Source organism: Streptomyces sp. NBC_00289 (assembly GCF_041435115.1).
GTDB lineage: Bacteria > Actinomycetota > Actinomycetes > Streptomycetales > Streptomycetaceae > Streptomyces.
Genome location: NZ_CP108046.1, coordinates 6,657,876 through 6,671,062, shown reverse-complemented (window position 1 = coordinate 6,671,062; position 13,187 = coordinate 6,657,876). Strand labels below are relative to the sequence as shown.

Genomic DNA, 13,187 nt, shown 5'->3' with positions numbered 1-13,187 from the left:
GGCTCAGCCGGGGAACATCCCGCCGGTGACGTTGACGAACGTGCCGGTGATCCCGCCGGCGTGCTCGGAGGCGAGGAAGACGGCGGTGGCCGCGATCTCGCCGAGCGTCGGGTTGCGGCGGGTCATGCGCATGTTCGCGAGGTTGGCGAGCAGCCCCTGCAGGGCGGCGTCGTCGAGGTCCAGGCCCGCGTCCACGGCGGCCAGCTTCTCCTTCGTCAGCGTCTCCGGCACCCCGGCCGCCCACAGCCCCACGGCCCGCACCCCGCGCGGGCCGAGTTCGATGGCCAGGTTGCGCACGAGAGTGTCGGTCGCGGCGTCCGCGGCCCCCGTGCCGCCCATCATCGGACTGCCGTGCGCGGAACCGCTGTTGAGGGTGAGGATCACCCCGGAGCCGCGCTCGGCCATACGGCGGGCGGCGGCCCGGGCGGTGACGAAGTTGGCGCGGGTGCCGTTGACGACCGGCCGCAGGAAGTCGTCGACGGCCAGGTCGGTGAGCGGCACTCCCTGCACGTCGCCGCGGGTGACGAGGTTGAAGGAGATGTCGACGGCGTCCACGGACGCGACGTGCGCCTCGACGGCCTCCTCGTCCAGCGCGTCGACCACGGCCGTCTCGGCCAGACCGCCGGCCGCCACGATGTCCTTGGCCACCGCGTCCAGCGTCTCTCCGGTACGCCCCACCAGGTGCACCCTGGCGCCCTCGCGGGCGAAGGCACGGGCGACGGCGCCGCCGATGGATCCGCCGGCGCCGTAGACGATCGCGGTCTTGTCGGTGAGCAGCATGGTGATCTCCTTGAGTACGGGTGTCGCAGGTCGTACGAGTCGGTCATGGAGACGTACGAAGGGCACTCCACTCATCGGTCGCCCCACTCGCCGGACGCGGCGCCGTTCGCCGGTCACAGCCGCAGGGGCAGTCCGAACGCCGGGAAGAGGTGCGGCTCGAAGGAGGTGATCTCCACGATCCGGTCGCCCTCGAAGCGGAGCACGTCCAGGACCTGGGCGCGGTAGACGGTCGTCCCCGGGCGCCGTACGTAACCCCCCGCCGCGAGCTGCCCGTTGGCGCGGGCGGGCAGGTGGCGCCAGTGGCCGAAGAACGCCGGGGACGCCGGGTCGAGGCTGGTTCTGAGGAAGTCGGAGACCGCCTCGCGGCCGACGAACCAGAAGGGGTTCGGCGGCATCGTGAGCGTGACGTCCTCGGCGAGCAGGGCGGCCACCTCGCTGAGGTCGAGCCGCTCGGCGGCGGCCATGTACCGCTTCAGCAGGGTCCGTTCCCGTTCGGTGGGCTCGGCGGCCGTCCAGTCGGCACGCCGGCCGGGCAGGTGGTCGCGCAGGGTGGGCCGGGCGCGCTGGAGGGCGCTGTTGACCGAGGCCACGGTCAGTTCGAGGGCCTCGGCGCTCTCGGCGGCGCTCAGCCCGAGCACGTCCCGCAGGACGAGCACGGCCCGCTGGCGGGGCGGGAGATGCTGGATCGCGGCCAGGAAGACGAGCTCCAGCGTCTCCCGGGAGACGGCGGTGGCCTCCGGCTGGTCCTCCGTCGAGGGCAGTTCGTCGTCGGGGTAGGGCTGAAGCCAGGTGATCCGGGCGGGTGGTGCTCCGTCGCCGTGGTTCATCCCGGGCACCGGCTCGTACCGCCGGGGCCGGCGGGCGGTCCGCCGCTGGAAGTCGAGGCAGGCGTTGGTGGCGATCCGGTACAGCCAGGTCCGCGCGCTCGCCCTCCCCTGGAAGGTGTCACGGGCCCGCCAGGCCCGCAGAAACGTCTCCTGCACCAGATCCTCGGAGTCGTCGTACGAGCCGGTCATCCGGTAGCAGTGCACCCGGATCTCACGGCGATACGACTCGACCAGCGCGGCGAACTCGTTCTCGCCGACGACCGGTTTCGTCACCGGGGCGGATGCCGTCACGGGGGTGGGGTCCGCGTCCGGAGCGGATTCCGTGCCGGGGACGGATTCCGTCACGGCGGTGGGCGTGACGATGTCCTCGGTCCCCTGGGCGGCGGCCCGGTCCTGGGTGGTGTCGCGGGCGAGGCGGGCGATGCGCCGGAGCCGGGTGACGGAGGACGACAGGTCCGTCACCCCGGAGTAGAAGACGGAGGCCGGCCGCGGCACCAGTTCCCGCACCTGCCGCCCGATGTCCTCGATCAGTCCCTCCACCCCCACCCCGGCGGGGCCGTGCCGCTCCCGGTACGCCCGCTGCCGGCAGGCGGCGGAACAGTAGACGGAGCTGCGGCCGGTGCGGCCCGCGCGCGCCGCGAGCGGCTTGCCACAGCTGCGACAGACGTCTTCGGCCACGGCCACCTCCGGGAGTTGCGTCACGCGGGGACGGAGTGACGTTACAAGGCGGACGCCCGCCGCACATCCCGTCGTGGGCCGCGCGTTCCGTCCTCCGTCCTCCACCCGTTCCAGGGAACGCGTCGAGGGCGCCGACCACGCCCACGTACGGCATGTCGCGCGTACGTACGGCGGGTCGGCGCCCTCGACGGAGTGCGCGGCCGGGCCCGAGCCCGGGTCCGAACCCGAGACGGGTCGGTCGGGTCAAGAGGGCCCCGGTCGGGCGGCCGGCCCTTGGCGGGCCGTCGCCCTCGTCCCGGTCAGGCCTTCGCCTTGGCCTTTTCCTTCGGCTGACGGTCCGTGGACTTGTCCAGGGCCATCACCAGGCCCGCGATGAGCGCGAACAGGGCGAGCGGGGCCACGACGTAGAGGCCCAGCGTCTCGACCACGCTCAGGCCGTTGCCGGGGTCGTCGCCGTCGTCGCGGGTCAGCGCGAGCGCGGGGGACGTCATGAGCAGCATCATCAGCGTCGTACCGGCAGCCAGGGCGCCGGCGCGCAGGGCGTTCTTCTTGTCCACAGGGTCAACGTAGCGAACGGCCGCGCGGGGCGCGCGTCCGGGGGTGCCGTAGGGGGGCGGCGCGGTCACGCGGCGCCCCGCGTCACGTGCGTGCCTCCGGCGCCCCCGCCCGCAGTACCTCCATCAGCGCGTGCAGCCGGGGTGAGCCCGCGAGCTCCTCCAGGGTCACCGGCCGCCCCTCCGCGTCCGCGATCGGCAGGCGCCAGTTCGGGTACTGGTCCCAGGTCCCCGGCAGGTTCTGCGGACGCCGGTCGCCGACCGTGTCCGGCAGCCACACGCCGATCATGCGGGCGGGGGTGCGCAGCAGGAAGCGGTGGACCGCCTGGACCTCGGCCTCCTCGGAGGAGAGACCTCCGCCCCCGCCGGCGCCCTGCAGCAGCTCCAGCCGGGCGAGCACCTCGAGCCACTCCCCGATGTCGGCGGCCGCCTCCGCCCGCTCCTCCTCGAGAGAGCGGGTCAACAGGCCCAGGCGGTCCCGGAGTTCGACGTGCTCGCCGGTCAGGCGGGCCGCGGTGGACGGCAGGTCGTGGGTGGTGGCGGTGGCCAGACAGTCGGCCCGCCAGCTGTCCGGCGGCAGGGGCCGGCCGTCGCCGTCCCAGTCGCGTTCGAACCACAGCACCGACGTGCCGAGCACCCCGCGCTCGCGCAGCGTCTCGCGCACCCCGGGCTCGACCGTGCCCAGGTCCTCGCCGATCACCAGCGCCCCGGCCCGCGAGGCCTCCAGCACCAGGACGGCGAGCATGGCCTCGGCGTCGTAGGCGACGTAGGCCCCCTCGGTGGGCGGCAGGCCCTGCGGGACCCACCAGAGCCGGAACAGGCCCATCACGTGGTCGATGCGCAGAGCGCCCGCGTAGTGGAAGAGGGCCCGCAGCAGCTGCCGGAACGGCGCGTAGCCCGATGCGGCCAGCCGGTCCGGGCGCCAGGGGGGCAGGCCCCAGTCCTGGCCGCGCGCGTTGAAGGCGTCCGGCGGGGCGCCCACCGACATCCCGGCGGCGAAGTACTCCTGCTGCGCCCAGGCGTCGGCGCCCTGGGGGTGCACCCCCACCGCGAGGTCGTGCACGATCCCGACCGGCATCCCGGCCTCGCGCGCGGCGCGCTGGGTGGCGGTGAGCTGGGTGTCGGTGAGCCAGGCGAGCCACGACCAGAAGTCGATCCGGTCCAGCAGCTCCGCGCGGGCGCGTTCCGTCCCGGCGGAGCGGGGGTCGCGCAGCGCGGTGGGCCACAGGTGCCAGTCCGAACCGTGCACCTCCGCGAGCGCGCACCAGGTGGCGTGGTCCTCCAGGGCCTCGCCCTCGCGGGCGAGGAAGTCGGCGTAGGCGGCGCGGCGGCCGGGCCCCAGCGGCACCTCGCGGACCAGTTCCAGCGCCTCCCGCTTGAGCTGCCACACGGCGTCCCGGTCGATCAGCGCGCCCTTGTCCAGTACGGCTTCCCGGAGTCGGCCGGCCCGGTCCAGCAGTGCGCGCACGCGGTCGCGGCGCTCGCCGTCCGTCCCGGCCACGTCACCGGAGCCGTCGATGACGTACGCGAACTCGGGGATGTCCTCGACCCGCAGGTGCACCGGGTCGGGGAAGCGGCGCGAGGAGGGCCGGTAGGGGGACGGGTCGGTGGGGGCGCCGAGCACGGCCGCGTGCAGCGGGTTCACCTGCACGAACCCGGCCCCGAGCGCCCGGCCGGCCCAGGCGGCCAGCTCACCGAGGTCGCCGAGGTCGCCCATGCCCCAGGAGCGCCGCGAGAGGAGGGAGTAGAGCTGGACGAGCACGCCGTACGAGCGGCCGGGGGGCGTGGGCAGCCGGGCCGGGGCGACGACGAGGTGGACCTCGGCGGTGCGACCGTCGGGCGCGACGGCGGTCAACCGGTGGACGCCGGGCGGAAGATCCTCGGCGGCGGCGCGGGTCTCGCCCTGTTCGGTCTCGATGCGCAGCCGGGTTCCCTCGGGCAGCGCGGCCAGCGCGGCGGGGGCGGCGCCGGTCCAGCACACCACCGTCGGCGGGAGCAGTCGGGTGCCCAGTTCCCGTTCGCGGGCGGCGAGGGCGGCCCGAGTGGCCTCGGGGGTGCTCGTGTCGACGCCGAGGGCGGCCAGGGCGTGGGTGACCGCGGCGGCCGAGGCGGTGACGGTGCGGCCCGGGGAGGGGCTGTACGAGGTGGCGACGCCGTGCAGCCCGGCGAGCCGGGACAGGTCGTCGGTGAGGGGTACGGCCGGCCGGGGTGCGGTCATCTACAGCTCCGGGCCGTCGAGGTCCGGGTAGACGGCGGGCTCGCTGGTCAGCTGCGCCGCCTCGAAGAGCGGCGGCTCGCTGGTGAGCGGCTCGGCGTCGGGCAGCGGCGGTTCGCTGGTGAGCGGGGCCTCGGCGCAGGAGCCCTCCGCGCTGAAGGCGCACAGGTGCGCCTCGGGTTCGGCGGACATCTCCGGTTTGGAGAGGGCCGAGAGCAGAAGGTGTGCCGATGCGGCCACGGGCGGCCTCCTTGTCGGGTACGACGACGGTCACCGCAGCCCTACCCAGCGGACGCGGCAGCAGACGTACAGAACACAACAACGTGCTTCTGGTCACATTCTGCACCTCCGGACCCCTGCCTCCCCCGCTCTCACTCTCCCCTTTCCTCCGATCACTATTCACTCAGTACATGTATCCAGTGCATAATGATCGGCATGAGCACCCGCCACATCCTGCTGGGGCTGCTCGCCTCGGGGCCGAGCCATGGCTACGACCTGAAGCGACGCCACGACCAACGCTTCCCGCAGGCCCGCCCGCTGGCCTACGGGCAGGTCTACACGACCCTCCAGCGCCTGGTCCGCGACGACCTCGCGGAGATCGACGGCACCGACGCCGACGGCGGGCCCGAGCGGACGAGGTACCGCTGCACGACCGACGGGACCCGTGAACTGGCCCGGTGGGCCGGGGAGATCGCCCCGCCCGCGCCCTTCGTGACGAACGAGATCTTCGCCAAGGTCGTCGTCTCCATCCTCACCGGCGGCGACGCGGAGGCCTACCTGAAAGCCCAGCGCACCGCCCACATGGAGCGGATGCGACAGCTCACGGCGGTCAAGACCGCCACCGGCGTGGACCTGTCGACCGTGCTCTCGGCGGACTACGCCCTCAACCACCTCGACGCCGACCTCCGCTGGATGACCACCACGGCGGCCCGGCTCACCACCCTGACCGCGGAGGTCGACACAGCATGAGCAACGGGGAGAACGCGATACCGGTGCTGGCAGCCCACGACCTCGTCAAGACGCACGGCAGGACCCAGGCCCTGCGCGGCGCCTCGGTCGAGCTGCGCGCCGGCGAGATCCTCACCGTCACCGGGCCCAGCGGCAGCGGCAAGTCCACGCTTCTGCACTGCCTGGCGGGCATCGTCCGTCCCGACGCGGGTTCGGTGACCTACGACGGCCGGCGGCTCGACCGGCTGCCCGAGAACCGGCTGAGCGAGTTGCGCCGTACCGACTTCGGGGTGGTCTTCCAGTTCGGCCAGCTGATTCCCGAGCTGACCGCCCTCGACAACGTGGCCCTGCCGCTGATGCTCGCCGGCACCTCACGGGCCGAGGCCCACGCCCGGGCCGGTGAATGGCTGGAGCGGTTCGGGGTGCGCGGACAGTCCGAACTGCGGCCCGGGGAGCTGAGCGGTGGCCAGGCCCAGCGGGCCTCCCTGGCCCGGGCCCTGGTCACCGGCCCGAAGGTGGTGTTCGCGGACGAGCCGACCGGGGCGCTGGACTCACTGGCGAGCGAACAGGTGATGACGGCCCTGGTGCACACGGCCCGCGAGACCGGCGCCGCCCTCCTTCTGATCACGCACGACGCCCAGGTGGCCGCGTACGCGGACCGCGAGGTGCGCATCGCCGACGGCACCGTGACCCCGCTGGAGGTGACCGCGTGACGAGCCTCCGCTCCGATCTGCGCCTGGCCTGGCAGCTCACCCGCGGCTCCGACCGCCGTGAGTGGTGGCGGATCTCGCTCACCGCGACGGGCGCGGCGCTCGCGACCGGGTTCGCGCTGGCCGCCGTCACGCTGGCCTCCCTGCGGGGCCACTACGCCGTACCCGTCGGCAACGGTCTGCTGGACCAGCCCGGCGAGCGCTCCGGAGCGGTCGTCGCGCTGCTGCTCCTGCTGGTTCCGGTGCTCGGCTTCCTCGGCCAGTGCGCCCGCATCGGCGCGGTGCACCGCGACCGGCGGCTGGCCGCGCTACGGCTGGCCGGGGCGACGCCGGGGCAGGTGCGGCGGATCGCCGCGCTGGAGACCGGTCCGGCCTGTCTGCTCGGCTCGGCCCTCGTCACCCTCGTCGCGGCCGGTTGCGTGCTGAGCCTGTGGGACCACGCGACCGCCGTCACCTGGGCCGGGATCGCGGCCGTCGCCCTGGGCGTTCCCGTGCTGGGCGCGGCGGCGGGCGCGCTGGCGCTGCGCCGGGTCGTCATCTCGCCGCTGGGCCACGTACGACGGGTGCGGCCGCAGTCGGGACGCGGGCCGGGGCTGCTGTTCGCGGGAGGGGTCCTGCTCATCGCGGTGGTCGCGGGGGTCGCCGTCTTCGGCACCTCCGCCGGCTCGCCCAACACGCGGCCGGGGTACGGGCAGGTGCCCCTGATGGTGGCCGGCCTGCTGCTGACGGTCGGCGCGGGTTCGGTCTGGCTCGTCGGGGCCACGGCGGGGCTCGTCGGCCGGCTGTCGGCCCGGCGGGCGCGGACGGCGGCGACGCTGATCGCGGCGGAGCGGCTGCGCGACGACCCGTGGGCGGCGGCCCGCACGCACGCGGCCGTGCTCATGGTGACGGTCGGCGGGACGGGCTTCGTGGGCATCCGGCAGACACTTCTCGCCGACCTCCACGGCATGGACCGCGCGGGCCACCTCGGCATGAGCATGTCCTTCTACACCACGGGGCTGAACCTGACGGGCGCGGCCGTCCTCGCCGCCCTGCTGATCACCCTGTCCGGCCTCGCCGTCGGCACCGCCGAGTCGCTGGCCGGCCGCCGCCGGGGCCTGGCCGCGCAGACCGCCGCCGGCGTGCCGCGGCGGGTCCTGGCCCGGGCGCAGCTCCTGGAGACCGCGCTGCCGCTCGCGCCGGCGGTGCTGCTGGCCGGGGTCGGCGGCATGACGATCGGCACCTGGTACGCGTCGATCACCACCGAGTACGCCGACCCGGGCGTGCCGTACGCGGCGCTGCTGGTCCCGCTCGCGGTGTACGCGTCCTGTCTGTCGGCGGCGGCGACCTCACTGCCCCTGCTGCGCCGCTCGGTGCACCCGGCGGAACTACGCCAGGTGTAGTACGCGGCCCGCGCCGCCATCGACCGTCCTGCCCCGGGGGCCGGGGGGACCCCCGGGGCAGGACACACGAAGGTGCCGGCCGCGCGGTGGGGCGACAGCGAGGCCAGGCGGCCGCGGAGACCGCCGGTAGGCGGTGCCGCACGCGGCCGCCGGTCCCGGGCGGCGGCGTCCGGGACCACGCACGGTGCCGGCGGGGACTCCGGCGGCACCGCCGCACACCACGCCGCACTCCGGCGCGTCACCGTGCACGACGTCGCCGGATGTGCGAAAGCCCGGATTCTCAGGCGGAGATGCCGTCGATCCGGGCCAAGGCGTCGTCCGCGCCGAACGGCTGCAAGTACGGCATCCAGCGCGGATCCCGATGGCCGGTGCCGATGATGCGCCAGGCCAGGCCGTTGGGCGGCGCGGGTTTGTGACGCAGCCGCCAGCCGATCTCGACGAGATGGCGGTCGGCCTTCACGTGGTTGCAGCGGCGGCAGGACGCCACCACGTTGTCCCAGACGTGTTTGCCCCCGCGGCTGCGCGGGATGACGTGGTCGACGCTGGTTGCGACGCCACCGCAGTACATGCACCGGCCCCCGTCACGTGCGAAGAGCGCACGACGGGTCAGAGGAACGGGCCCCCGATAGGGAACCCGGACGAATCGCTTGAGCCGGACCACGCTGGGTGCGGGGAGTGTGACGGTGGCGCTGTGCATGAAGGCGCCGGATTCCTCGAGGGAGACTGCCTTGTTCTCCAGGACGAGGACGAGCGCGCGACGGAGCGGTACGACGCCGAGCGGCTCGTACGACGCGTTGAGGACCAGGACATGCGGCACGGATGGCCTCCTTGTACGCCGGCGGCGCGTGGCTCGCGCCGGGACGATCCGTAGTCAGTGTCCCCTCTTGCCTGGTGGAAGCGCCACCATGTCCCGGTAACGGGCTGGGAGTGTTTTCGACCACACGCTTCGACATGCCCAGGTGAGCACGGTCTCTCCCCCGGACATCGCACCGATCCACACACGATGCACCGTTAGTGTGGTGGGTCTGCCGCCCGGTGACCTTTCCGTGACCTTGACTCCCCGCCGGGTGCGGAGCGCAGCACCTGGAGGTACCTGCCGTGTCCTTGTCCGCCGTCCTGCTCGCCGCCGGTTCGTCGCCGTCGCCGACCCCGTCCGAGTCGACGACCCCGGCCGTCCCCTCGCTCCAGGACGCCCAGGAGAGCGCGACCAACGCCGCCAGCTGGGTCGAGCAGAACTGGTCCACCTGGCTCGCGATCGGGCTCAGGGTCCTGCTGATCCTGGTGATCGCGGGGGTCCTGAGAATCATGGTGCGGCGGGCGATCACCAAGCTCATCGATCGCATGACCCGGACCGTGCAGGCGGTGGACGGCACGGCGATCGGCGGTCTGCTGGTGAACGTCGAGCGCCGCCGTCAGCGCTCCCAGGCCATCGGCTCGGTCCTGCGCTCGGTGGCGAGTTTCCTGATCCTCGGCACGGCCGCGCTGATGATCCTGGGCACGTTCCAGATCAACCTCGCCCCGCTGCTGGCCTCGGCGGGTGTGGCGGGTGTCGCGATCGGTTTCGGCGCCCGCAACCTGGTGACGGACTTCCTCTCCGGCGTCTTCATGATCCTGGAGGACCAGTACGGCGTGGGTGACTCGATCGACGCGGGCGTCGCCTCCGGCGAGGTCATCGAGGTCGGCCTGCGGGTGACCAAGCTGCGCGGCGACAGCGGCGAGATCTGGTACGTCCGCAACGGCGAGGTCAAGCGGATCGGCAACCTCTCCCAGGGCTGGGCGACGGCGGGCGTCGACGTGACCGTGAAGGCGTCCGAGGACCTGGACCGGGTCAAGGCCACCCTCGACGAGGTCGCCGAGAAGATGAGCAAGGAGGAGCCCTGGAACGAGCTCCTCTGGGGGCCGATCGAGGTCCTGGGCCTGGACAGTGTGCTGCTCGACTCGATGGTCGTCCACGTCACCGCCAAGACGATGCCGGGCAAGTCCCTCACCGTCGCCCGCGAACTGCGCTGGCGCATCAAGCGGGCCTTCGACGCGGCCGACATCCGCATCGTCGGCGGCGCGACGGCCCACCCGGAGGAGGAGGCGGCCGCCGACGCCGCGGCGGCCGTCGCCGCCCCGTCGGTGTACGCCAACGCCGAGTCCCCGCAGTCCGCGGCGGCCTCCCCGCTCGGGGCTCAGCGACCGGCTCCGAAGTAGGGCGTACGACCCCGACGACGGGATCGCCCCCAGGTATCGCGCAGCCCCCGCAGGTAACGAGTCTGTTGCCTCGGGGGCTGTCCCTATTGACGCCTTATTCCCCCTGGGCTTACGTTCCTGCCATCCGATAGGAAACCTTCCTAACAGTGATCTTCGAACGGTCCCTCCGTGATCACCCGTGGACTTACCCACCCGGTCACTGAGAAGCTGGACGGCCGAAAGGCAGGTGTCGACCCCATGGCAGCAACCGCCGGTACGCCGGGCACCCCGCGCGTCCTGCGCGCCATGAACGACCGGGCCGCCCTGGACCTCCTCCTGGCGCACGGGCAGCTGTCCCGCACCCGGATCGGCAAGCTCACCGGCCTCTCCAAGCCGACCGCCTCCCAGCTGCTCGCCCGCCTGGAGTCGGCCGGCCTTGTCCTGGCCACCGGCACCACGGAAGGCCGGCCGGGACCCAACGCCCAGCTCTACGAGGTCAACCCGGCGGCCGCGTACGCCGCCGGACTCGACGTCACCCCCGAACGCGTCCTCGCCGCCGTCGCCGACGTCACCGGCCGGACGATCGGCCGGTACGAACTGCCCACCCCCGGCAGGCACCCCGGCATCCCCGTCGTCCAGCAGGTCACCGACGCCCTCGACGGCGCCGTGAAGGCCGCCGGGCTCGCCCGTGCCGACGTCCACCGGCTCGTCATCGGTACCCCCGGCGCCTTCGACCCCAACACCGGTCGCCTGCGCTACGCCTCCCACCTGCCCGGCTGGCACACCCCGGCCCTCCTCGACGAGCTGGCCGCCACCCTGCCGATGCCGGTCGAGTACGAGAACGACGTCAACCTCGTCGCCGTCGCCGAGCAGCGGCTCGGCGCGGCCCGCGGGCACGGCGACTTCGTGCTGCTGTGGAACGAGGGGGGCCTCGGCGCCGCCCTGGTCCTCGGCGGGCGGCTGCACCGCGGCTGGACCGGCGGCGCCGGCGAGGTCGGCTTCCTGCCGGTGCCGGGCACTCCCCTGGTCCGGCAGGTCACCAAGGCCAACAGCGGCGGTTACCAGGAACTTGCCGGTTCGCAGGCGATCCCCAAGCTGGCCCGCCGACTGGGCGTCGAGGAGATCCCCTCGGGCCCGTACGCCGAGGTCGCGGCCGCGATCGTGGCCCGGGCGGCGGAGGCCGACGACGGTCCCCACCGCAGGCTCCTGGAGACCTACGCGACCCACCTCGCGACCGGTCTCGCCTCCCTGGTGTCCGTCCTCGACCCGGAACTCGTCGTCCTCAGCGGCGCCTCGCTGACCGCGGGCGGCGAAACGCTGCGCGCCCTCGTGCAGGCCGAGCTCGAGGAACTGGCCGCGTCCCGGCCCCGGCTCGTCGTCGGTGACGTCCATGAACACCCCGTGTTGCGCGGCGCGCTGGAGAGCGCGCTGGCGACCACCCGCGACGAGGTCTTCGACACCTCGCGCTGAGCCCGCCCGCACCCCCACAGTCCTCCCCCACACCGCCCCGGCCCCGCACGCCGATCGTCCCGTTCACCCCGCCCCTGCCCCGCCCTGCCCTAGGGAGACCCCGTCATGCCCGGAAAGTCCCGCAAAGTGGCCGTCGCACTGGCCGCCTCCGCCTCCATCGCCCTCCTCGCCACCGCCTGTACCGGCCAGTCCGACACCGGCGCGAGCGACGACGCGTCGAAGGAGACGACCATCAACTTCTGGCACGCCTGGAGCGCGCCCGGAGAGGTCAAGGGCGTCAAGGACCTGGTCGCCGGCTTCGAGAAGGCGCACCCCAACATCCATGTGAACGTCGTCGGCAACATGACCGACGACAAGATCAACCAGGCGCTGCGCACGGGCGGCGACAAGGCGCCCGACGTGATCTCCTCCTTCACCACGAACAACGTCGGCAAGTTCTGCTCCTCCGGCGCCCTGGTCGACCTCAACCCGTTCTTCAAGAAGGCCGGGATCGACCCGGAGACGACTTTCCCGAAGGCGATGAACGAGTACACCCAGTTCGACGGCAACCGCTGCACCGCACCGCTGCTGGGCGACGCGTACGGGCTCTACTACAACAAGACGGCGTTCGCGAAGGCCGGGATCAAGAGCCCGCCGAAGACCTGGTCGCAGTTCGAGGCCGACGCGAAGAAGCTGACGATCACCCAGGGAGACAGCTACAAGCAGCTCGGCTTCATGCCCGACTACCACGGCTGGGAATCGACGACCGAGCACTACCTTGGCCAGTTCTCCCCGACCTACTTCGACTCGAGCGGCAAGTCGAACCTCGCGAAGGACCCCGCCTTCGCGGCCGGTTTCACCCTCCAGAAGAAGCTCGTCGACGAACTCGGCGGCTACAAGAAGCTGGAGACCTACCGCTCCAAGCTCGGTGACGAGTGGGGCCCCAAGCACCCCTTCCACACCGGTCAGGTCGCGATGCAGCTGGACGGCGAATGGCGTCTGGGCATGGCCGTCGACGCCAAGCCGGACTTCGAGATCGGCGTCGCCCCGCTGCCGGTGCCCGACGACCAGGCCGACCAGTACGGCAAGGGCTACATCACCGGCACCATCACCGGCATCGCCGCCACCAGCAAGAAGCAGAACGCGGCCTGGGAGCTGGTGAAGTACATCACCACCGACACGGACGCGGTGGTGAACTTCTCCAACGCCATCCACAACGTGCCCTCCACGCTGGCGGCGCTCAAGTCCCCGAAGCTCAAGTACGACCCGCGCTTCAAGACGTTCCTGGACATCGCGGCGAACCCCAACTCCACCACGTCTCCCGCCTCCATCAACGGCGGCGTGTACCTGGTGACGATCCAGAACTTCGGCTACGACTACGAGAGCGGCAAGGTCGGCGACCTGAAGGCGGGCCTGAAGAAGACCGCCGCGCAGATCGACACGGACATCGCGCAGGCGAAGTAGCGACG

The 13,187-nt window shown here is 72.8% G+C and carries 12 protein-coding genes; 6 read left to right on the top strand and 6 right to left on the bottom strand.

Going from position 1 to position 13,187, the window contains the following annotated elements; translation table 11 throughout:
- Nucleotides 1–3: 3 nt before the first annotated feature.
- From OG985_RS30270 to OG985_RS30250, 5 genes are all read right to left on the bottom strand, one after another.
- The gene (locus OG985_RS30270; protein ID WP_371671514.1) at nucleotides 4–780 is read right to left on the bottom strand and encodes an SDR family NAD(P)-dependent oxidoreductase; all 777 of its coding nucleotides are present in this window, start codon (nucleotides 778–780) and stop codon (nucleotides 4–6) included.
- Between the two features lie 113 nt (nucleotides 781–893).
- Complete coding sequence (locus OG985_RS30265; protein WP_371674536.1) at nucleotides 894–2,285, bottom strand: sigma-70 family RNA polymerase sigma factor; 1,392 nt, start codon at nucleotides 2,283–2,285, stop codon at nucleotides 894–896.
- A 299-nt stretch (nucleotides 2,286–2,584) separates the two neighbouring features.
- On the bottom strand, nucleotides 2,585–2,842 hold the full coding sequence (locus OG985_RS30260) for a hypothetical protein (RefSeq protein ID WP_371671513.1): 258 nt from the start codon (nucleotides 2,840–2,842) through the stop codon (nucleotides 2,585–2,587).
- An 82-nt stretch (nucleotides 2,843–2,924) separates the two neighbouring features.
- Nucleotides 2,925–5,057, bottom strand: coding sequence for a 4-alpha-glucanotransferase (gene malQ, locus OG985_RS30255; RefSeq protein WP_371671512.1), 2,133 nt, complete (start codon nucleotides 5,055–5,057; stop codon nucleotides 2,925–2,927).
- On the bottom strand, nucleotides 5,058–5,294 hold the full coding sequence (locus OG985_RS30250) for a hypothetical protein (RefSeq protein WP_371671511.1): 237 nt from the start codon (nucleotides 5,292–5,294) through the stop codon (nucleotides 5,058–5,060). It abuts the gene before it with no gap.
- Between the two features lie 195 nt (nucleotides 5,295–5,489).
- Here OG985_RS30250 and OG985_RS30245 point away from each other — a divergent pair, with 195 nt between their 5' ends.
- Genes OG985_RS30245 through OG985_RS30235 form a run of 3 tightly spaced genes read left to right on the top strand, consistent with a single transcriptional unit; the run spans nucleotide 5,490 to nucleotide 8,094 of the window.
- Nucleotides 5,490–6,023, top strand: a complete 534-nt coding sequence (locus OG985_RS30245; protein WP_371671510.1) for a PadR family transcriptional regulator — start codon at nucleotides 5,490–5,492, stop codon at nucleotides 6,021–6,023.
- Nucleotides 6,020–6,715 carry an ABC transporter ATP-binding protein gene (locus OG985_RS30240; protein ID WP_371671509.1) on the top strand — a complete coding sequence of 232 codons (696 nt, stop codon included), beginning with the start codon at nucleotides 6,020–6,022 and terminating at the stop codon, nucleotides 6,713–6,715. Before OG985_RS30245 ends, OG985_RS30240 begins: the two co-directional genes overlap by 4 nt.
- Nucleotides 6,712–8,094, top strand: coding sequence for an FtsX-like permease family protein (locus OG985_RS30235; RefSeq protein ID WP_371671508.1), 1,383 nt, complete (start codon nucleotides 6,712–6,714; stop codon nucleotides 8,092–8,094). The genes OG985_RS30240 and OG985_RS30235 overlap by 4 nt, the downstream gene beginning before the upstream one ends.
- Before the next feature lie 280 nt (nucleotides 8,095–8,374).
- Here the strand turns inward: OG985_RS30235 and OG985_RS30230 are convergent, their stop codons facing one another.
- Nucleotides 8,375–8,911 (bottom strand): HNH endonuclease, encoded by a 537-nt coding sequence (locus tag OG985_RS30230; RefSeq protein ID WP_371671507.1) that lies wholly within the window; start codon nucleotides 8,909–8,911, stop codon nucleotides 8,375–8,377.
- Between the two features lie 281 nt (nucleotides 8,912–9,192).
- On the opposite strand from OG985_RS30230, the gene OG985_RS30225 reads away from it, so the two are divergent.
- From OG985_RS30225 to OG985_RS30215, 3 genes are all read left to right on the top strand, one after another.
- Nucleotides 9,193–10,290, top strand: coding sequence for a mechanosensitive ion channel family protein (locus tag OG985_RS30225; RefSeq protein ID WP_371671506.1), 1,098 nt, complete (start codon nucleotides 9,193–9,195; stop codon nucleotides 10,288–10,290).
- Between the two features lie 237 nt (nucleotides 10,291–10,527).
- Nucleotides 10,528–11,739, top strand: a complete 1,212-nt coding sequence (locus OG985_RS30220; RefSeq protein ID WP_371671505.1) for an ROK family protein — start codon at nucleotides 10,528–10,530, stop codon at nucleotides 11,737–11,739.
- A gap of 105 nt (nucleotides 11,740–11,844) precedes the next feature.
- Nucleotides 11,845–13,182 (top strand): ABC transporter substrate-binding protein, encoded by a 1,338-nt coding sequence (locus OG985_RS30215; protein WP_371671504.1) that lies wholly within the window; start codon nucleotides 11,845–11,847, stop codon nucleotides 13,180–13,182.
- Nucleotides 13,183–13,187 lie beyond the last annotated feature (5 nt).